Annotated in this window: 20 protein-coding genes; 9 read left to right on the top strand and 11 right to left on the bottom strand. The window is 44.5% G+C overall.

Annotated features, from left to right (window positions below; translation table 11 throughout):
- Window positions 1-39: 39 nt before the first annotated feature.
- Window positions 40-462: a hypothetical protein gene (locus MKX46_RS09855; RefSeq protein ID WP_029518293.1), complete on the bottom strand. Its 423-nt coding sequence runs from the start codon at window positions 460-462 to the stop codon at window positions 40-42.
- Window positions 463-487: 25 nt separating this feature from the next.
- Window positions 488-835, bottom strand: a complete 348-nt coding sequence (locus MKX46_RS09850; protein ID WP_029518294.1) for a hypothetical protein — start codon at window positions 833-835, stop codon at window positions 488-490.
- A 245-nt stretch (window positions 836-1080) separates the two neighbouring features.
- Between MKX46_RS09850 and MKX46_RS09845 the strand changes: the two genes are divergently transcribed.
- From MKX46_RS09845 to MKX46_RS09835, 3 genes are all read left to right on the top strand, one after another.
- Window positions 1081-1728: a DUF1796 family putative cysteine peptidase gene (locus tag MKX46_RS09845; RefSeq protein ID WP_029518295.1), complete on the top strand. Its 648-nt coding sequence runs from the start codon at window positions 1081-1083 to the stop codon at window positions 1726-1728.
- Entirely contained in the window at window positions 1721-2347 is a 627-nt protein-coding gene (locus MKX46_RS09840) for a DUF1796 family putative cysteine peptidase (RefSeq protein WP_069012652.1), read from the top strand. The genes MKX46_RS09845 and MKX46_RS09840 overlap by 8 nt, the downstream gene beginning before the upstream one ends.
- A gap of 131 nt (window positions 2348-2478) precedes the next feature.
- Window positions 2479-3411 carry an NAD-dependent epimerase/dehydratase family protein gene (locus MKX46_RS09835; protein WP_209949729.1) on the top strand — a complete coding sequence of 311 codons (933 nt, stop codon included), beginning with the start codon at window positions 2479-2481 and terminating at the stop codon, window positions 3409-3411.
- 66 nt (window positions 3412-3477) lie between these two features.
- On the opposite strand, the gene MKX46_RS09830 is transcribed toward MKX46_RS09835, so the two are convergent.
- The 5 genes from MKX46_RS09830 to MKX46_RS09810 all read right to left on the bottom strand — a co-directional run bounded on the left by MKX46_RS09830 (window position 3478) and on the right by MKX46_RS09810 (window position 9072).
- Window positions 3478-3804 carry a PTS sugar transporter subunit IIB gene (locus MKX46_RS09830; RefSeq protein WP_039272650.1) on the bottom strand — a complete coding sequence of 109 codons (327 nt, stop codon included), beginning with the start codon at window positions 3802-3804 and terminating at the stop codon, window positions 3478-3480.
- A 29-nt stretch (window positions 3805-3833) separates the two neighbouring features.
- Complete coding sequence (locus tag MKX46_RS09825; RefSeq protein ID WP_209949730.1) at window positions 3834-5270, bottom strand: glycoside hydrolase family 1 protein; 1437 nt, start codon at window positions 5268-5270, stop codon at window positions 3834-3836.
- Window positions 5271-5340: 70 nt separating this feature from the next.
- Window positions 5341-6636, bottom strand: coding sequence for a PTS sugar transporter subunit IIC (locus MKX46_RS09820; protein WP_209949731.1), 1296 nt, complete (start codon window positions 6634-6636; stop codon window positions 5341-5343).
- A gap of 18 nt (window positions 6637-6654) precedes the next feature.
- Entirely contained in the window at window positions 6655-7023 is a 369-nt protein-coding gene (locus MKX46_RS09815; protein ID WP_312887696.1) for a PTS lactose/cellobiose transporter subunit IIA, read from the bottom strand.
- A 123-nt stretch (window positions 7024-7146) separates the two neighbouring features.
- Window positions 7147-9072, bottom strand: a complete 1926-nt coding sequence (locus tag MKX46_RS09810; protein WP_341071213.1) for a BglG family transcription antiterminator — start codon at window positions 9070-9072, stop codon at window positions 7147-7149.
- 159 nt (window positions 9073-9231) lie between these two features.
- On the opposite strand from MKX46_RS09810, the gene MKX46_RS09805 reads away from it, so the two are divergent.
- Window positions 9232-9630: an Rrf2 family transcriptional regulator gene (locus tag MKX46_RS09805; protein ID WP_209949733.1), complete on the top strand. Its 399-nt coding sequence runs from the start codon at window positions 9232-9234 to the stop codon at window positions 9628-9630.
- A gap of 114 nt (window positions 9631-9744) precedes the next feature.
- On the top strand, window positions 9745-10650 hold the full coding sequence (locus MKX46_RS09800) for an NAD(P)/FAD-dependent oxidoreductase (protein ID WP_029518304.1): 906 nt from the start codon (window positions 9745-9747) through the stop codon (window positions 10648-10650).
- 62 nt (window positions 10651-10712) lie between these two features.
- On the opposite strand, the gene MKX46_RS09795 is transcribed toward MKX46_RS09800, so the two are convergent.
- Both MKX46_RS09795 and MKX46_RS09790 read right to left on the bottom strand, forming a co-directional pair.
- Window positions 10713-10931 carry a DUF5316 family protein gene (locus MKX46_RS09795; protein ID WP_318628028.1) on the bottom strand — a complete coding sequence of 73 codons (219 nt, stop codon included), beginning with the start codon at window positions 10929-10931 and terminating at the stop codon, window positions 10713-10715.
- 57 nt (window positions 10932-10988) lie between these two features.
- Window positions 10989-12017, bottom strand: coding sequence for a LacI family DNA-binding transcriptional regulator (locus MKX46_RS09790; protein ID WP_069012656.1), 1029 nt, complete (start codon window positions 12015-12017; stop codon window positions 10989-10991).
- 244 nt (window positions 12018-12261) lie between these two features.
- Here MKX46_RS09790 and MKX46_RS09785 point away from each other — a divergent pair, with 244 nt between their 5' ends.
- Genes MKX46_RS09785 through MKX46_RS09770 form a run of 4 tightly spaced genes read left to right on the top strand, consistent with a single transcriptional unit; the run spans window position 12262 to window position 17590 of the window.
- Complete coding sequence (locus tag MKX46_RS09785; RefSeq protein WP_069012657.1) at window positions 12262-13542, top strand: apiosidase-like domain-containing protein; 1281 nt, start codon at window positions 12262-12264, stop codon at window positions 13540-13542.
- Window positions 13543-13575: 33 nt separating this feature from the next.
- Window positions 13576-14610, top strand: coding sequence for a Gfo/Idh/MocA family protein (locus MKX46_RS09780; RefSeq protein ID WP_029518307.1), 1035 nt, complete (start codon window positions 13576-13578; stop codon window positions 14608-14610).
- An 11-nt stretch (window positions 14611-14621) separates the two neighbouring features.
- A complete protein-coding gene (eutH, locus tag MKX46_RS09775; protein WP_029518308.1) occupies window positions 14622-15731 on the top strand; it encodes an ethanolamine utilization protein EutH in 1110 nt (369 codons plus the stop codon).
- Between the two features lie 5 nt (window positions 15732-15736).
- Window positions 15737-17590 carry a beta-glucoside-specific PTS transporter subunit IIABC gene (locus tag MKX46_RS09770; RefSeq protein WP_341071212.1) on the top strand — a complete coding sequence of 618 codons (1854 nt, stop codon included), beginning with the start codon at window positions 15737-15739 and terminating at the stop codon, window positions 17588-17590.
- A gap of 91 nt (window positions 17591-17681) precedes the next feature.
- Here MKX46_RS09770 and MKX46_RS09765 read toward each other — a convergent pair whose 3' ends face one another.
- Window positions 17682-18776, bottom strand: a complete 1095-nt coding sequence (locus MKX46_RS09765; RefSeq protein ID WP_029518310.1) for a glycosyltransferase family 4 protein — start codon at window positions 18774-18776, stop codon at window positions 17682-17684.
- Window positions 18777-18827: 51 nt separating this feature from the next.
- Complete coding sequence (locus tag MKX46_RS09760; RefSeq protein WP_069012658.1) at window positions 18828-19922, bottom strand: tetratricopeptide repeat-containing glycosyltransferase; 1095 nt, start codon at window positions 19920-19922, stop codon at window positions 18828-18830.
- Window positions 19923-19956: the final 34 nt, after the last annotated feature.

Raw genomic sequence — 19956 nt, 5'->3', positions numbered from 1 at the left:
TTGGGCTTAAAACTCCCACCTGCCTTTAGTTATTTCAGTTCATTGTCCATCCGGGTTCTCGTCCATCGAATCTACATACACAGAGCCTCGAACCATGAGTGGTCCTGTAACAACAGCACGGCGGTCGGCTGATTGTACGGTCAGGCAGTATACATAAGGCTCTCCCTGTGTTCCCGTTTCCTCATAGATTAACTCGGCAAATCCCTCCTGATAACAGGAATCCTGCAACCAGTCCAGCATAGGTCCCCGCTCATCGTTGCGACGCAATCGAATATCCAGCTCCCCGATATCCCAGTTGAGCAGCGGATTTTCCCATGCCAAAGAGACTTCAATGACAATACGTCCTTCAGCTTCACTTGCAGGAATGATCAATGTAGAGAGCACGCTCTCCTGATCGGTAACCTGAAAAGGCAGTGCATATGTGCCTGGCTCAGCTTTGTTTTGAACTGAATATTTCAACATACCTTCTTCCTCCTCTGCCCGTTCATTAGGGTGTCACGGTAAAATGACTGGCTGTACGCTTAGCGACAACGTTCCCGTTTTCCAAAAATTCAGCCAGGATAAACAGCGTTTCTGGATTGTAAATATTCGTGATCACTCGCAGATAAAACGGATTTTGGGCTGCCTCCATATCCTTGAGTTCTAGCACGGAGTCAGCTTCGGGAGAAGGGCCCAGTCGAAGAAGTTGCCGCCTAAAAACGCCACTGTCATTCCCCATTTCCAGCAACACATCGACGGCCCTCTTTTCACGATTGAAAAAGGTCACATGGCAGCTTTGTATATGGGCGCTGTGGTAAGCGAGATGGTGATCGATGGTTAAAAGAAACACGGACATATGATGATGCCTCCTTGAATTCCGTTAGGTTACCAGCCTTAATATGATATGAAAAATAACCGGGATTGGACTGGATAGTTGTACGCCTCTTTGACAAAAAGCGCATCGGTGTCCAACCCTTTTCGCCGTGCTGTGCATGTAATGTAGAGTGGAACAAACTACGGCCTGAAGTCCCTTTTTCGACTACAGAAGAAGGATAGAGTAGGAACTGAGAGAAGGGTCGTATTAAAAAAGGAGGCACGGCTATGAGACTCGCACAGCTGGCAGGGGAATATGAAGCGGTCTTCAGTCTGGGGCAAAACTGTACACCTGCCATTCAATTGGAAAAGAACCGTTTGCGGCCGTTTGCCGGGGTACTGGATTGGATGATGTCTGACACGCTGTCCGATGTGAACCGCTTGCTTGAAAATCGGTTTGCCGGATTTATGGAATTGCCCAATTTGAGTGTCGTTGGTACGAGCCAACTGAATTATATGGTCAGAGATATCGCTTATAATGTGATCTCGGTACATGATTTTCCGCAGGAGCGCAATACGTCCTCAGATCTGGTGACCTATCCCGAGTTCAAGGAAAAGATAGACCGTCGTATTGAACGTTTTTTTGCAAAAACACAGATGGCGAAGCGCAGCTTGTTCGTCCGTATGCTGGGAACCTATGAAGAAGTAGAGGAACTGGAACGTATTTTGTCAGGCATGGTAGCGAATGAATTTTGTTTGTTGGTAGTGAATTGTTCCGGCGTAACGGAGTTGACGGAGGTGGATTGGCAGCTTCCGCATGTATGCGCGGTGGAAATGCCTTTTGCCGATGTATGGAATTACAAGAGTGATCCGCATTGGCGTACTCTTTTTAAAGGGATGACCTTGTCTTCGGAAAGGGGAGGGCGTCGTGCTTGAGCGGTTGCAGGGGGATTATGATGCTGTATTCAGTCTGGGTGGACATTGCTTGCCTTCCATTCAGCTGGATAAAAACGGACTGCGTCCCTATGCGGGTCCGCTGGACTGGATGATTTCCGGTAACTTGTCACAGATCAGTCGCTTGCTGGACGCCCGTTTTGCCGATTTTATGGATGTTGACAGTCTACGTGTCACGGGACATGATTACGGCGAACATAACTTCATGGTCGAGGATGCAAACTATGAGATTATAGCGGCACACCATTTTCCGGTTAGCCAAAATACATCGGAGCAGCTGACTTCCTACCCTGCATTCAAAACGACGCTTGATCGCCGCATCGCACGTCTACTGGATCAATTCACGCTTGCGTCCCGTCTGCTACTAGTTCGTCTTGGAGGCAATCGGGAGCAAGCGGTGGAACTACATGATGTGTTATTACAGAGGATTACACATGATTTTCGCTTGTTATACGTGGATTATACAGGGACAGATGGTGTGACGGAGCTGGATTGGGGTTTGGAGCGGCTGGTTTCAGTGGAGCTACCGCCTGAGGATATATGGAACGGTCAGGATGAGATGTGGCGTTATATGCTGGAAAACGTGAGACTGCATGTCTGAGATGCTGAGATTCTAGAGACACATTATAGATTGTCTTCGGACTGTGCGTGTGCCTGCGCCAAGCTATAGGGAGTCGCATAACATGATGCGAAGGGAAGTCATATGCTTCGGTTCAAAAGGAGGGTGAGCTAGTGAAGGCTTTGGTCACCGGGGGAGCTGGATTTATTGGTTCTCAGCTGGTACGTGCGCTTGCTGATTCGGACATCAGAGTACATGTGCTGGATAATCTGACGACCGGAAATATGGCAAATGTGGACCCGCGCGCGGTCATGCATATTGCGGATATTCGCAGCTCTGAAGCTAGGACGTTGCTGATTCGGGAAAGCCCGGATATTGTGTTTCACTTGGCCGCACAGGCTGATGTGCAGCAATCCATCCATCAACCCGATGAGGACGCGGATGTGAACGTGCTGGGGACGATTCATTTATTGCAGGCTTGTCATGAAGCCGGTGTGTCAAAATTCATATTTGCTTCCACATCTGGCGTATACGGAGAGCTGCAAAAGCAATGTATACAGGAAGACGATCCCGTGGAGCCCATTTCAGGCTACGGACTGTCCAAGCTGACCGCAGAATCGTATATTCGACTTTTTTATCGGCTGCACGGTATGAACTACACGATTTTGCGTTATGGAAATGTGTACGGTCCCGGTCAGGCCGCGAAGGGAGAGGGTGGTGTTGTCGCTCTTTTTATGGAGCGGCTGAAAAAAGGAAGCCCCTTGCTCATTCACGGCGATGGGACGCAAACTCGTGACTTTGTGTACGTCAAGGATGTAGTTCGAGCGAATATGGCGGCTATTCATGCAGCGGATCAACGCACAGTACATGTAAGTACGGGACGAACGACGTCCATCAATCGACTGGCCTACGATTTACTGAAGCTGCATGGTTCGTCTGTCCGCCCTGTGTATTCACCAGCGCGAGCTGGAGACATTCACCATAGCTGTCTTAGTAACGCAGTCGCCAGACATTGGCTTCGTTGGGAACCGCTATACGGCATTTCTGCCGGTTTACAGGAAACGTATGTGAGTAGTATGGGCTCAGGCAAAGAAGATATGTCGTGATAAAGAGCGCGCAACTCAAGAAAGAGACTGAGGGAATTCTCAGCCTCTTTTTCATTTGAATAGCAATTAGATGTTCTCGCCAGCCAGCTTAAAGGCTTGATCTAGGACAGCTGCACCGTTCCCTCTACCATAAGCCAACGTGTCAATGACATCTACTGGGATACCATAGGGAGCTGCAATTTCGGTGACTGCCTTTTTACGCATCCGCACTTGAGGTCCGAGCAAAATAGCAATCACGGAATCTGTAATGCCTTCCAGCTCTTCCTTGATGGTGCTTTCGGGGATGGCTTCGATGTTCAGCTCTATGGATCTTGCTGCTGCTTCTTTTTTCATTTTAGAAACCAAAATGGATGTGGACATACCCGCAGCACATGCCAAAATAATTTTTTTCATATTTGAGCGCCTCCAGAATTCATTTTTAACTACTTGTACTCTTCATCCAGATCAGCAATAAATGAGCGTTCTTTGATCGCGGCCTGATACCAGTAGCCGGATTTCTTCAAATGCCGACTTCGATCATTGTCCAGGTTAATTTCTACCAGTCCATAGCGATTTTTAAAAGCATTCATGGGAGAAACGTTGTCTGTAAAGGCCCACAGCATATAACCTGTACAGTTGGAGCCCGCTTCTACAGCTTGTAATGTGTAGTACAAATGCTCTGTTATAAAGTCAATACGATAGTCGTCCTGAATGATGTGTTCCTCATTTTTGAAAGCAGCTTCATTCTCAATACCCATACCATTTTCTGCGACAAACCACTCGATATTGTGATATTCGTTCTTAATGCGCATTCCCATATCGTAAATGATTTTAGGATAAATCTCCCAGCCCCGTGACTTGTTCATTCTTTTACCCGGAAGATCAAAATGCTCATAGTAGTAAGAGGGGTGGAAGGGGGTGTTTTCGTTCCACGCTTTACTCTGCACTTTGACCCGATGGGGATAATAGAGATTGATTCCGACGTAGTCAACGGTATTTTCCTTAATTACGGTCAGTTCTTCCGTTGTAGCTTCAAATGCAATATCATGCTTGCCCATGAGATCGAACAATTCTTGCGGGTATTCGCCTTTAATAAGCGGGTCCAGAAATACTCGATTGTAAAATAAATCATACACATGTGCCGCATACTGGTCATGAGGGGCGCTTGATCGGGCATAAGTGACTTCAGGATTCAGAATAACGCCTATTTTAGCCCCGTGCTGACTATAGTTTTTTGCTTTGAAAAGCTGTACGCACTTTGCGGTAGCCAGCGTTTTGTTATAGTTCCATTGCATCCACTTCCGCGTATTTTGTTCATAGGGATAGCGAAGGGCATCTAGATAGACACGAGTCTGTACAACAATGGGCTCATTAAACGTAAACCAGTGCTTGACCCGATCGCCGTACCGTTCAAACACTTTTTCCGCATATTTTACAAATAACTCCACTACATGCTTGGAAGACCAGCCTTCATATTTATCCAGCAGGTAGGCAGGGACCTCATAGTGTTCCAGACAAATCATCGGCTCGACTCCGCTTGCAATCAGCTCATCAATGACCCGGCCCATATAATCCGCATACGTTTCATCCACCACTACATTCTCATAATCCGTTAAGAAGCGGGACCAATTAATAGAAGTACGATAATGGGTTAAGCCGATCTGCTTCATCAGCGCAATATCTTCGGTATAGCGATTATAAAAGTCGGTTGCAACCGCGGGCCCATATCCATTGTGCCAGACATAGCGGTCATTTTTGTACCATTGGTCCAGGAATGAGTCCTGACCTTCTTTTTTACCGCTCCATCCCTCTGTCTGCCAGGCGGAAGCCGCTGCACCCATGATGAAATTCGACGGAATTTGTATCGTATGTTTAGCCATGACATGTTTCTCCTTTTCATTGTATAAAGAATGCGTTTTCAATTAATTAGTGTATTTCTATAGTAGCGCATTATTCAGTCGTTCGCTTGTTGGCAATTTTGACGAACGGGAAATAAATGATAATCGCTACCACAATGCAAATGATCTGAGTGACGACAGCGCCAATGCTTCCACCTGTAGACAGGTAGGCATTAATAATAGGCGGAGTAGTCCATGGAACCATGACGACGGCTTTACCTGCAAATCCAAGCAACGTCGAGAAGTAACCAATCGTTCCTGTGATGAGCGGAGTAATAATGAAAGGGATAGCCATCAATGGATTCAACATAATCGGAAGTCCGAAAATGACAGGCTCATTAATATTAAACAGACCTGGGCCGAGCGAAAGCTTTGTTATTTCCTTCATATCTTCACGCTTGGAAGCGATCATAATACAAATCAAGAGGGCTAGCGTAATCCCTGAACCACCGATACTCATATATACGTCCCAGAAAGGCATCGTAATAATGTTCGGAATGGGCAGTCCTTGCTCATAAGCAGTCATGTTGACGGTAATCGCGCCAAGCAGCAGGGGTTCACGAATGGGCTTTACCATTTGGTTCCCGTGAATACCGATCACCCAGAAGATTTGCGCAACCAGCATCAGCACCAGTATACCTGGCAGTCCCTGTACTACGGTCTCCAGAGGTTTTTGCACCACATTATAGACGGCATCGTACAGGTAGAGACCTGTAAACTTATGAAAGAAAAATCCGAGCATGGAGAAGACAGTCACCGTAATAATGGTAGGAATGAGTGCGGAGAAAGAAACGGCCACATTGCTGGGAACACTTTCAGGCATTTTGATTTTTAGCTTGTCGGACTTACCCAGTTTGCTGTATAGCTCAACGGACAGGATGCTTATGAAAATCCCTAAAAACAAGCTCTTGGTATCCGTAAATTGACGGGCTATGACGTCTGTTACTTGTTGCATGTCACCGTTAACCATCAACTCTATCGTGGTTGGTGTCACAGAGATAAAACAGATTAAAGCAAGCAAACCGGGGAAAAGATTTTTCTCACCATTAATTTTTCCTAGCTCCAGACCAATCATGAAAACAGCCAGAATGGTAAGGATATTCAAGCTGGCATAGTTAATGCCTGAGAAAATCGGTTTGTACTCAGCCAGGAATGAGAATGGCCTAAAATGGGCCAAACCATTGACTGGGTCCATGACCATATTGGAAATCAGTACAGCAAAGGCCCCGACAATAATAACGGGCATCAATGTGATAAAAGCTGATTTGATCGCTATAATATATTTAAAATTGTTGATTGCATTTGCTACCGATGTGAGGCCGTCAACCAGTTTGTCTTTGAATGCCATGGGATAGCGTCCCTCCCTCTACGATTTCGGTACGAATTGATCCATGCGTTCATACAGGTCTACAAACTCTGAGGCCATATCGCGAATGGTGATGGCATTCATCAAATGATCTTGAGCATGTACCATCATGACAGACATCTCTGTTTTTTCACCCGCTGCTTCCTTACGGATGATTCTGGTTTGAATCTTGTGGGAGGACACCAGTTCTTTTTTTGCTGAGGCTAATTCTTCTTTGGCTTCACGAAATTTCCCCGCCTTTGCAAGCTCAATCGCCTCCATGGCGGAGCTGCGTGCATTCCCTGCGTATAATATAATTTGGAATACAATCTCTGTATCATCCATGTCCTCCATGTTCACGTCGTGCTCTGTAGATTCATCATGATTCACGTGATCCTCTCTCCTTTCAATCATCTCGTTCGTATGGCTATTATAATTTGGAATCGCTTTCAACATAACACACATTATTTCCTCTTCTTAACGGAAATCAATCGTTCTTCATACTCCTTATGTTCAACTATTTTTATGCAACACTTCTATGAATTCTGTATACGTTTTGCAGCGAATAAGCTGCTGGACGAGCTGTTCATTATTTAAAATTTCAAGCAAGATATGATACATAGTCTGTAAATCTTCTGATTTCGTACGCTGTATACAGAGCATACAAATAAACTGTACCGGCTTGCCATCCCAATCGATTGCTTTTTGTAATGTACAGATGGCCCAAAATGTGGAATCTGCGAAAGGTTCCATCGGATGCGGGATCGCGACCAAGTTGCCAAATGAAGTGGGGGAAACGGCTTCACGCTCTATCACGGATTGCAGTAGAGGGCCTTTTACAAGATCTGCTTCGTGTATTTTTTCGGCTATAAATTCAAGCACTTGGAGTTTGTTCTCAAACTTCTGCTGAAGGAAGACCAATTTTTTTCGTACATACTGCACAGCAGGAAGTCTGACCTCAGAAATGGCTTGTTCAATTTTAGTAATATCAGAACTGCCCAAAAATGTATTCACATGGATCATAGGGATAGAAAGCGGTTCTGAAATGGGGATCGTGCTAATGACAAAGTCCAGTGTATCCAACGGCATTTGTTTCAGCTTATAAAGTTCAGTGGTTCCCACGATATCCAACCTTGAACCGAAGACCGATTGAAGCTTATAATACAGCAGCTTAGCACTGCCGAGTCCAGAAGCACATACGATCATACATCTTTTGGGTGCATCCTCCATTTTCTTTCTTTCCATCGCGACTCCGATATGAATGGCTAAATAACCAATTTCATTTTCCTCGATGTGTATATGAAGCCGCTGCTTGATGACCTCCGCAGCAATGATACCTGCTTCAAAGGCAAGCGGGTAATTGGCTTTGATTTCATCCAGCATAGGATTACGCAAATTCATTCCGTATTGATAACGGTTAATCACTGGTTTGAGGTGAAGGCAAAATGCAATCAGTAATTCTTGATCGTTATGAATGTTCATCTTCAACTGCTGATCAATTTGGTCTAGTATTTCGATAGTCAGTTCGTAGATATCTTTATCAATGATCTTTTTAATCTCCACTTCATCCATATGCGCACTAACGACTGTCCTTACACCCAGCAGGTGCACAGCAATGTACGCAACTTCAACAAGTGGAAAGGAGTGCTTCATGTTTTGTTCCAAAGCAGATACGATCTCAGTCGCCACCCTAAACTCTTTTTGTGCTTCAATTTTTTTCATCTCTTGCGGATAATACGACACATACCTTTCTTCGCGAATGCGCTTACATGCTATAGCAATATGAATGACCAGATTGTTCAGGGCAATGTCCGATAACTGAATATCATGGATCTCAATACGATCCAGAATCACTTCTCTTATGAATTCCATCTCTTCGTTAGAGATCAGAGGAGGGTGGGACATCTGCTGCTCGCCTATTTCATCTGTCCTACTGAATATATAGTCGGAAATGCAATAACGCAGCTTGGCCTCGTTCCCTTTGACTCGAATCCCATGATAAGGTTTGTTTTCCAGGGATAGTCCGTAAGTTGTCAGTAGCTTGCGCAGTTCTTTGAGGTCATTCTGTAAAGTAGACCGACTAACATACAGAGTCTCAGCTAAATCATCAAGTTTGATATATGCATTGGTAAGTAACAGCTTTTTCATTAAAAAACGATTTCTGGCTTCAGAAGAACTCGCTAATGGATAGGGCACATTATTTTCATCATCCTTTAATTGCTTTAGCAGATGATGAAATGCTTGTTCGTCCCGAATCTCTAACTTGTAGCCTGTTCCTTTAAGGGGTTTAACTGCTGCTCCATGCTTTGACAACAGTGCACCCAATTCCTTTAAATCCGTTCGTATCGTTCGAGAAGATACCTTCAATGCATTTGCCAAGTGTTCTCCTTTGACCATCTGTTCAGCAACCAATATACGAAGAATATCAAAAATACGCACAACGAGCCCCCTCTCTTAGCTGTTTCTGATGAACAGTATACAACGGTTAGAGCGTAACCAAAAGAAGGGTTGACAACAGCGTGATTCCTAGATGATCTTGACACACTCGCAGAATCGGGGATATAGTGGATACAATAAGTCTTTGATTGAGGTGTAGTTATGAAATTTACAAAAGCAACGAATTATGCTCTGCACACTATGCTCATGCTCGTTACTGATTCGTCGGTTAAGCCGGTAGGTGTTCAGCAACTGGCCGAATCCCAAAATGTTTCACCAACTTATCTTTCAAAAATTTTGACGAGGCTTGTGAAGGCTGGAATGGTCGAATCCGTTTCTGGAGCCAATGGAGGCTATCGCCTATCCCGTCATAAAGATGACATTACCTTTTTGGATATTATCCATGCCATTGAAGGAACCAATTCTTTGTTTGAATGTGATTTTGTCCACGGCTCCGAGTGCCTGATTCAAGCTGTAATGAGGGAAGCAGAGGAGAAAATGGAACGACATCTGAAAAATACGAAATTGGTCGATTTGGCGCAAAAGCAAGCACAAGTGTAAAGTGAGCGATTTTATATAGAAAGAGGGTGGTTGCCAGTTATGTAAAACGGTGTTTTTTTGGTTATATCGCAGACATAAAGAGTCTTTAATATCTTTTAAAAGGAGTTGGGTGTTATGCTATACGATTGCGCTATTATTGGCGGAGGGCCTGCTGGGTTGAATGCAGCCCTCGTGCTGGGCAGGGCAAGGAGAAGTGTGGCCTTGATTGATAATAATCGGCCCAGAAATGCGGTTACGCATGCGTCGCACGGTTTTATTACAAGAGATGGCGTAACGCCATCTGAGTTCCGCCGTGTAGCTTATGAGGAAGTGCTGCGTTATCCGTCTGTTCATCATTTGCAAACCGAGGTTGTTTCGATTATGAAAAACGTATCCGGATTTGAGGGGTTTGATTCGTCAGGCCTTCGCGTTCAAGCGCGAAAATTGATATTAGCGACGGGCGTGAAGGAGATATTCCCCAAGATCGAAGGTTTTTATCCGTTATACGGGAAAAGTTTGTTTAATTGCCCTTATTGCGACGGTTGGGAGCTGCGGGATCAACCGCTTGTCCTTGTCTCTGAATCGGCGGCTATATTTCATACAGCCAAACTACTCCTTAATTGGAGCAAGGATTTGATCGTCTGTACGAACGGTCATGCATCCCTGTCGGACGAGCAAAAAGAACGGCTTCAATCCAAGGGGATAGTAGTAATAGAGCAACCTGTTGCGGCGTTCATCGGCCACAATGGAAAGCTTGAGCACGTGCGCTTTACGGATGGCACTCAAGTCCCGAGGATCGGCGGCTTCGTGACTCCCCAGTTTGTACAAAGTGCACCGTTTGGAGAACATTTGGGCTGTGAAAGAACGGAGTCGGGCGGGATCAAGACGGATGAAGCGGGGAGAACCTCCATACCTGGTGTATATGCTGCTGGGGATTCATCGTACTTCATGCCTTCTCAGTTGATTTTTGCCGCGGCCGACGGCAGTCGAACTGCTGCGAGCGTAAATATGGATTTGACAGAGGAAGATTTCAACGAATGACGAGAAATTGGAAATGTCCAATATGGAATCCGATAATAGAAAAGGCCGCCAATATGGCGGCTTTATTCTAAAATCATAGAGAGAGCAAGCAATAATAAACCAATGATCATAAAAATAAAGGACCATTTCCATCTGTTTTTTCTATCTTTCCCCTCGGGATCAGCTGCCTGTTCAACATAAAAGTTAGCCCGCATGCGGTCACCGCTGACCCCTGTTCCACTTAATATAATAGCCAGTATTATGCATGCGGCACCTGCCCACCATAAATAATCATATATCATGATGATCCCCCCATTCTTATCTTCTCTATTACCCCATTTCGTGCACCATATCATAGGTCATTCTGTGACTAAACAAGACCTTCTTTCAATAACCTCTGTATTCACAAGAACCTGAGTATGATGCCCCTGATGATGGTTAAGCCTCTCCATAAGCAAGTTTACAGCCGTTCGGGCCAAAATATCCTTTTTCACATGAATGGTTGTGAGTTCCGGGCTAATGACCTTCGCTTCATGTATATTATCAAAGCCCATGATGGAAATTTGTTCAGGCACTCGAATGTTCATTTCCTGAAACGTTTTAATGGCACTGATCGCCATATAATCATTTTCGCAAAATAGGGCCGAAGGTAGCTCGTCCAATTCATGAATAGCTGTTCTAAATGCGTCCTGTGACATCACAAGCATGGGATGCATATCAAATGTAAGCCCATTTTCTATGGAAAGATTGTGCTCCTCTAAAGCCGCCATAAACCCTTCCTTTCGTTTTTTAAAGTTCAGAATTCTGGTACTGGATTGTACGTATCCTATCTTTCTGTGTCCTGACTGAATTAAATATTGGCCTGCCTGATACCCACCGAGATAGTTATTAATAGATACGAAACTGGCATCGACGTGTTCAAAGCAAGTATCCAAAATAACAATATTGGAATGAATGGATTGTATGGAATGAATAATCTCGGAAGTTAAATTGGTGCCAAGTAGAAGTATGCCTGAAGAGGGCTGATCTTTTTCCAAAGCAGATAATTCTTCTTCGAGGCTATGGCTATCAAAAGACGAAAAAATCAAGGTATTTCCATGTTCTCTCACCTGATTGGTAATATGATGAATTAATTCGTTAAAAAATGGAAGTGAATCATAGTGCTCTGTTACGATGTCTGTATTTTTACAGGCCACAAAACGAATCACATGATGATTTTTAATGGCTTCCTTGTTTGTCTTCATGGTGCGTGGTTTATATCCATGCTCTTGGGCTATTTTTAGAATGTGCTCCTTGGTTTCTTCACTGACTCCGGGTTTGTTATTAAAAGCAAGAGAAACAGCAGATTTAGAAACACCTGCAAGCCTTGCAATATCATCAATTTTCAATGTGGAACCCCCTATTGAACTAAACTACATAAATTATATCATTACTCAGCAAGAAAGTTTAGCTCATAAACTAAACTAAACTAAATAACTAAAAGTAAAAATTTGTTGACCTTTTATAATTTATAATGTTAATATTCAAGTGTAAAGCGCTCTAATTTAGTTTATTTCACGTAAAAAACACATAAGTTTAGTTTTTTATTTAGTTTTGTTTAGAGAATTTTGCGCATACAGCAAGAGAGGAACGGTGATTCATTTGAGTTTAAACATGGCTGAAAATCAAAGAAGTTTTACCAAAGAGGAAAAACCTTTTTTTTATTTGGCAGATACGGTGTGGAGTGTATTTACCAACGCGACGATAGAGGAGTGGAGCGATTATCTTGACTATCGGAAGATGCAAGGTTTCAATGTGTTGCAAATCAACATACTCCGACAATGGGACGCAAGTGAATCGGATCTGAATCTACAGCCGTTTGCATTAATGGAAAATGGGGATTTCGACTACCATACATTAAACGAAGCTTATTTTGACCGGGCAGAAATCATGTTGAAGATGGCTACAGAGCGTGGATTTGTTCCAGCACTGGTTCTGTTGTGGTGTAACTATGTGCCGGATACATGGGCTGAGATGTTCCAAAAAGGTAATAAAATGCCGTTTGAATGCGTTGAACCCTATGTAACGTACGTGGTAAACCGTTTTTCTCCATTTGATCCTATTTTTCTGATTAGCGGGGATAGTGATTTTCCGACCGAACGTGCCAATTCCTATTATTTAAAAGCACTGGATATTGTACAACAATTAAGCCCTGCAAGCTTAACTACGCTGCATATTCAAGGAAGATTGAGAGAAATTCCTCCAGCCTTTGAGAAACACCAGGGTCTTGGATTCTATATGTATCAATCAGGACATAATTCCGAGTTCCAACATGTAGCCCATGAGATTGCTCAACATTTCTATTATAAGCCGGATATACGGCCTGTCATTAATGGAGAGCCATGTTATGAACAAATTAGTTACAGCCGCAATGTGTATGGCAGATACACAGCACTGGATGCCAGAAAAGCGGCATGGCAAAGCCTCCTTGCAGGCGGGGGTGCGGGCATTACCTACGGAGCGCATGGCATTTGGAGCTGGCACAAGAAAGGAAAGAAATTCGGCATTGTAGAAGGGGAAGGATTCGATAGTCCCTATGATTGGAGAACTGCATTGCAATTTGAGGGCGCATGGGATTATTCCTTTATTAAATATCTGTTTGAAATGTACAACCTGATTGGCGTAAAGCCGTTGGATATTGTTTTAAACAAGACAGAGGAAATCAGAGCTGCGGGGAACGAGAATACCATTGTGTTGTATGTCCCGGTTAACACAAAGGTACGACTAAGTATCAACGTGCAGGAATACAAGTTTACAACGATTGATTTAGCCGGGAAGCGGTTTGCTCAAACCGACGTGTCCGTCCAAAAGGATCAATCGGTGCTAGACATGCACAGCTTTGAAAGTGATGTTGTAATCATCGGAACGAAATAAAAACAGAGAAGAATGTGGATGGAGTGAAGCAACATGTGGAAAATCGGCGTTATTGGAACGGGATATTGGTCGGAGAAACATATCAAAGCATGGCAGTTTATCTCGGATGCAGAAATCAAAGGATTTTGTGATCGAAATAAAGGCTTACTTTTTGAAAAAGCAGATCAATTCCATGTCCCTACTGAATATTGTTATACCAGCCTGGAGGAGATGCTAAGCGAAGCGGATATTGATGTCGTGGACATCATTACACCTCCTGAGACACATCTGGAACTGGTTCGACTGGCGGCCGCAGCCGGAAAACATATTATGTGCCAAAAACCTTTTGCCCGTTCTGTTGAGGAAGCTGAGCAGATAGTAAGTATTGCTGAAGCAGCAGGAGTCAGACTTATGGTGACAGAAAATTGGCGTTGGCTTGAACCTTTTCAAATTATAAAAAAATTGCTGGCAGAGAATATCGTTGGAAATATGAATGTTATACGTTATACGCATACCGATTTTTATTCACCGAGGTTTGCTCCGGAAAAAGAGCTGCCGCAGCCATTTTTCAGAGATATGCCCAAGCTTTTGTTTTATGAAATGGGAGTTCATTGGCTGGATACTTGGCGTTTCTTATTCGGTGAACCTCGGCGTTTGTATGCGGAAACCAAGCGGGTCAGTCCATACACACAAGGAGAAGACACGGGCATTATCATGTTAGGTTATGAACATTATTTCGGTCTTATGGACATGAGCTGGGCGACTCGCAGGGAACTGGATGGGCAGCTGTCGGAACAGGTTCTTCCCGATCATAAAGAACAACTGGTGATTGAAGGCGATGAGGCTACCCTAAAACTGTACAACACAGGTAAATTATGTCTCATTAATAATCAGGGAGTCGAAAAAGTATTGGTTGAAAAGACTGAATTAAACTATGAGGAAAGCCATAAAAAGCTACAGGCTCATTTTATAGATTGCCTCAACACGGGAAAAGAATTTCAAACGAGTGGTCACGACAATATCAAGACCCTTCAGCTTGTATTCGACACCTATGACAGCGCAGAAAATCATAAAGTTCATGTGTATTAAGAGGCAACAGGATGTCCATTAACGATATTGTGATGTATGTTATCGCTCTTTTTTTAGTGTTGGGTGCATTGGATCAATGTTTGGGAAATCGCTGGGGTTTGGGACAAGCCTTCAACAATGGGTTTATGACCATGGGCTCTCTTGCTCTGGTCATGATAGGGATTGTTTCCTTGGCCCCTGTACTGGCCGCGTGGTTGATCCCCATTGTTTCACCGTTATATGTGGCAATGGGTGCCGATCCGGCATCCTTTGCTAATACGATATTGGCGGTAGATATGGGGGGATACGCACTTGCGGCAGAAATGGCGCACAGCCAGCAAGCGGGCGTGTTTTCATGGGTTTTTCTAGGGACCATGTTTGGCCCAACGCTCGTATTTACGATTCCGGTTGCCCTCGGCATTTTGGAAAAAGGGGATCATCCATATTTTGCAAAAGGTATCTTGATCGGTATTAGTACCATTCCCGTTGGCTGTTTCATAGGGGGAATGATCGCCGGATTTGACGTGATTATGATTTTAAAAAATCTGATCATTCCCATGCTTCTTTCAATAATCATTATGCTGGGTTTACGTCTATTTACGGAGTATACGATCCGATGGTTCAAGTGGTTTGGTAACGGCATTAGGCTTCTATCCCTTGTCGGTTTGGCAGCGATTGGGGTCGAAACCTTAACTGGATTTGTGATTATTCCCAATATGGCTCCGTTGTCTGTCGGTGTGCAAACGGTTGGAACGATTGCTATTGTATTGGCTGGTGCGTTTCCGTTGGTTGCTTGGATTACAAAAATATTTAAAAATCCGCTTCAACGGGCAGGACGTTTGCTAAACATAGATCCATCGGCTACTGCGGGTCTTGTGGCTAGTCTTGCTCATAATATTCCTACCTTCACTTTAGTTAAAGAGATGGAGCCCAGAGGAAAAGTGATCAGTATTGCCTTTGCTGTCAGTGGATCTTTCGTTCTCGGAGGACATCTTGGCTTTGTAGCTGGAATGGACAAGAATATGGTGATTGCCATGATCGTGGGAAAACTTACAGGCGGGATTAGTGCCGTAATTGTCGCAGTTATTGCACATCCAGCTACTACGAATAGAAAAATAGAAAGCGCATCCAAGAAGGAGTGAACATGATGGATCATAAAAAAACAGCCAAAGAAGTGTTGAGAGCCGTGGGCGGAAATGAAAATGTGAACAGTGTCATTCACTGTGTCACTCGATTGAGATTCAAACTGAAGGATAATCAATTGCTAGATAAAGAAAAGATCAAGCAGATTGACGGTGTCATTACCGTTGTAGAAAGTGGTGGCCAATTTCAGGTGGTCATCGGGAATGAGGTTCCCAAAGTATACGAAGCTCTTTTGGACACCATGGGAGTAAAGCATGGAGATCAGATGGTTGAAGACGATCAAAAAAATGAAAAAGCGAGCCTATTCAGTCGATTTGTCGATGTCATTTCAGGTGTGTTCATGCCCGTTGTGGGTGTGCTCGCTGCTGTGGGGATTCTAAAAGGACTATTGGCCTTATGCACATCCCTGGGCTGGATGACGGATCAGATGGGCACGTATAAAATTTTATATGCGACAGCGGACGCTATGTTTTATTTCTTTCCGGTTATTCTAGGGTTTTCAGCAGGTAAAAAGTTTGGAGGAAACCCGTACCTGTCCGCTGTTTTGGGGGCCGCCTTGGTGTATCCGACCATTACTTCGGCCTTTACGGATAAAACGGCGCTGTCCTTTTTGACCATACCTGTCGTTCTAATTAATTATACTTCTTCTGTTATACCTATCATTATTGGGGCGTTCTTGGCAGCTAAGGTCGAAAAAATGATAAGCAAGTTTGCACCTGCTTCCATTAAAATGTTCATTGTTCCTTTTCTGACCTTGGTCATCATATCACCGATTGTTTTTCTGGTTGTCGGACCGATCGCAACTATTATCAGCGATGGGTTAGCCAAAGGCTCTATGTGGATTTACCAGTTAAGTCCGGCTGTAGCTGGTCTCGTTCTGGCCGGATTCTGGCAGGCTATTATTATCTTTGGTCTCCATTGGGCGTTTATTCCAATTCTCTTGAATAATGTAGTTACGAACGGGTTTGATCCGATTAACGGTATGTTGTTCTGTACTACGTTTGCCCAAACAGGTGCAGCTTTTGCCATTGCTTTGAAATCACGGGACCCTAAATTAAAACCCATCGCCACTTCTGCCACAATTGCGGGTTTGATGGGGGTTACTGAACCAGCTATTTACGGGGTTACGCTCCCCACCAAAAAACCGTTTATTTTAGCCTCGATTGCTGGAGGTATAGGAGGAGCTGCAGCAGGCTTACTCGGCTCAACGGCATATGGATTTGCCTCAGGCGGTATTTTTGGTATACCTCTATTCATTAATCCAAAAGGCATGGATGCAGGCTTCATCGGCTTTATTATATCTTTGGTTGTAGCTTTTGTAGTCGCATTTATTCTGACCTATCTTATCGGTTATAAAAATGCACAATCTGCGTCTGAAATTAAGGTTGCAGATGAAAACAAAGAAGAAGAAAAAACGATATTCAGTCCTCTACATGGTCAATTGATTCCTTTAACCACAGTGAAAGATGAAGCTTTCTCCAGTGGTGCGATGGGTCAGGGAGCCGCAATTATCCCCCGAGAAGGAGTAGCTTACGCACCTTTTAACGGAACTGTTGTTACCGTTTTCAAAACAAAACATGCGATTGGACTGATCTCTGAGGATGGAGTTGAACTGCTCATTCACATTGGAATTAATACGGTCAGCTTGAAGGGAAAACATTTCACTTCCTTTGTGTCTGAAGGAGATACGATTCAAAAAGGGGACAAGCTGGTTGAATTCGATCCCAAAGCTATAGAGGATGACGGATATGATATTACCACATCCGTCATTGTAACCAATACAGCCGTGTACACGGATATTTTAGTTGAAGATTCCAAGGATATTCATGCAGGAGACCGCTTACTAAAGATTAGATAGATTCCAATTCCAATATTCAATAATAAAAAAGGCAAGATAAAGCTGACGATGCCCCGTATATAAAAAGGGTTGTCGTCAGCTTTTTTTTTAATTACCTCACACCTAGCGTGTTCATCATCTGTCTGAAGGAACGCACATATTTATCCGGTGCCAACAGGTTAACGATTCGCGCCAGTCCTTTCTTGCGGATAGATTCGCGTTGAGGTACGTTGTTCATCAGGTCTAGTCCTTGCAGTATCGCCTGCAAGATGTCCCCCTGCTGATAAAATTTACCGGTTTCGTTGTGGTCAATGAATGCTCGTACTCCGTCTGAATCAGAGCTTAATACCGGGCAACGACAGGCCATCGCCTCAGCAACTGCATAGCCGAATCCCTCCACCAATGAGGTCGATAGCAAGTAGCCGCCTGAGTCGCCAATCATGGAGTAATACAGGGGCATATTGGCATGAGGTACGCTTTTAAAACGCTCGATAATGGAGGACATGCCAAGCTGAGTAAGCATTTTTTCGAATTGTATTTTATCCTCCGGCTGTGACAATGTTTCATCATAAAACATCCAGATTCGAAGATCCGCACGGTTTTGCAGCATCCAGTAAGAAATATCGACAAAATGCCTCCAGTTCTTGTTGGGCTCTAGCCGTCCAACCCAGGCAATAACCGGATTAGTTGGAGGAGTGTTAGGTACATAATTAAATACGCTGGTATCCAGCACGTTTGGAAACACATAGCGATTAAGCCATGGACACATGGTGGAGAAAAGATTCACTAAATGAGTCGTATCTGGTAGGAGCACTGCATCGGCGTAATTTTGAAGATACGGAACTGCATCTGCAACAACCCAAGCCGCTTCTTCGTGAGGGCCAAAGCCCTGCGATTCATAGATCAATATCCCCTGATAGCCCAACATTCGCAATCTGGGGAGCATAGGGTAGTCCGAAGAGACGATAATTGCATCGTAGCGATGAGTCTCCACCAGCTTTCGAATTTCTTCTTCAGAGGAAGTCGTGAACACTGGAATATCGCCGTGCAGGTTTTGCATCCCTGTACCCTGCTGATAATAGAGAAGATGACATTCGATCCCGTCCTGAATGAGCGCTTTACAACGCTGGCGGTTCAAGGTTTCTACGCCGCCGCTGGGTATATAAAAAGTAAATAGAACTTTGATCTCAATAACCTCCTTTGCCAACCACAAGCTCTAATACCAAGTTATTCAACCAACAGGACGGGGTGTGGGTTTCTATGGAAGCCTGGATTGAATTAGCGCATAATTATGACTGAGGCGAGAATCTTCCGGGGAGCGTTCTGTTGCTTCTTTCGCAAATTCACATGCTTTGTGTAAAAGGCCTAACTCGTAGCAAGCGAGGGCACCAAGATCATACAGCGTGGCGTCCCAGCAAAAATCCTCTTGCATGTACGTATCCGGTCGTGTAGAAATTTGCAGCGCTTCTTCAACCATATGATAGACGGCGGGCCAGTTCCGCGTATGATAGGCCAGCTGAGCCATTTCCGTGTAAGGTTCACGTAAATACGGTGCTTCCGCAATAGCCCGGTATAACCAACGTGTTGCCTCTTGCCATTGTTCACTTGCTTTATAGGCTCTAGAAATAAAGCGCATCGAAGCACTGCGTTCATCTGCCCAGCGTGCCTGCGGCATGGCAAGATGTTGTTGCAGCGTAGCAATGCACTCGTCCCAACGGCCATGATACATATATTCCCGCCCCAAGTAATGCATGTTGCGGTCATCCTCGGGAAACTCGCGCACAGACTGCTCCAGCAGTGGAAGGTATTGGCTGCGGGACTTGTGCGGATCGGGATCATGATACAAGCGGAGCTGGTCTGATCGGATGTTGCGTTCTTTACCCTCTCCGATATATTCAAGCACCTCGTGAACTGGGCGTACCCAGCGGTACCCGTGACGAGTGTGTATTTTTTCTTTCCAGAACCATGTATAAACGGTATCTTGCCCAGGCTGTCCATGTGTAAAGGCATATAGCATCCGGGTAGTTCCTTCCTTCCAGTTGCGTTCCAGCCGCGACCGCCAACCCTCCTCCCAGACTTCGTCCAGATCCGTACAGACACAAATATCTATATCATCAGGGACCAGCCGTAGGGACTCATTGCGAGCTTTGTCAAAACGCCAAGGAGTTACCTCTATACGATGCACCTCTGCACCCGCTTCGTGTAGCAGGGAAACAGTATCGTCTGTAGAGCCGGTGTCCGCTACAATGACAACATCGGCTTCACGCATGGTGTGCATCCAGCGTTTGGCGAATCGGGCTTCATTTTTGCTAATGGCATAGACAGCTATTTTGTACCGATTCGATTGTTGCATTCCGCTTGCTCCTCCTTTGACTTACTTAAAGATT

The organism is Paenibacillus sp. FSL P4-0113 (assembly GCF_038009305.1).
In the GTDB taxonomy this organism is placed as follows: Bacteria; Bacillota; Bacilli; order Paenibacillales; family Paenibacillaceae; genus Paenibacillus; species Paenibacillus polymyxa_D.
Note: the sequence above shows the minus strand (reverse complement) of the source record. Positions and strands in the feature narration are given on the sequence as shown.

Excerpts from the sequence above, each read along its gene's own strand:
- MKX46_RS09855 (WP_029518293.1), bottom strand. The coding sequence starts at position 462 with ATGTTGAAATATTCAGTTCAAAACAAAGCTGAGCCAGGCACATATGCA.
- MKX46_RS09850 (WP_029518294.1), bottom strand. The coding sequence starts at position 835 with ATGTCCGTGTTTCTTTTAACCATCGATCACCATCTCGCTTACCACAGC.
- MKX46_RS09845 (WP_029518295.1), top strand. The coding sequence starts at position 1,081 with ATGAGACTCGCACAGCTGGCAGGGGAATATGAAGCGGTCTTCAGTCTG.
- MKX46_RS09830 (WP_039272650.1), bottom strand. The coding sequence starts at position 3,804 with ATGAAAAAAATTATTTTGGCATGTGCTGCGGGTATGTCCACATCCATT.
- MKX46_RS09825 (WP_209949730.1), bottom strand. The coding sequence starts at position 5,270 with ATGGCTAAACATACGATACAAATTCCGTCGAATTTCATCATGGGTGCA.
- MKX46_RS09820 (WP_209949731.1), bottom strand. The coding sequence starts at position 6,636 with ATGGCATTCAAAGACAAACTGGTTGACGGCCTCACATCGGTAGCAAAT.
- MKX46_RS09805 (WP_209949733.1), top strand. The coding sequence starts at position 9,232 with ATGAAATTTACAAAAGCAACGAATTATGCTCTGCACACTATGCTCATG.
- MKX46_RS09800 (WP_029518304.1), top strand. The coding sequence starts at position 9,745 with ATGCTATACGATTGCGCTATTATTGGCGGAGGGCCTGCTGGGTTGAAT.
- MKX46_RS09795 (WP_318628028.1), bottom strand. The coding sequence starts at position 10,931 with ATGATATATGATTATTTATGGTGGGCAGGTGCCGCATGCATAATACTG.
- MKX46_RS09780 (WP_029518307.1), top strand. The coding sequence starts at position 13,576 with ATGTGGAAAATCGGCGTTATTGGAACGGGATATTGGTCGGAGAAACAT.
- eutH (WP_029518308.1), top strand. The coding sequence starts at position 14,622 with ATGTCCATTAACGATATTGTGATGTATGTTATCGCTCTTTTTTTAGTG.
- MKX46_RS09770 (WP_341071212.1), top strand. The coding sequence starts at position 15,737 with ATGGATCATAAAAAAACAGCCAAAGAAGTGTTGAGAGCCGTGGGCGGA.
- MKX46_RS09760 (WP_069012658.1), bottom strand. The coding sequence starts at position 19,922 with ATGCAACAATCGAATCGGTACAAAATAGCTGTCTATGCCATTAGCAAA.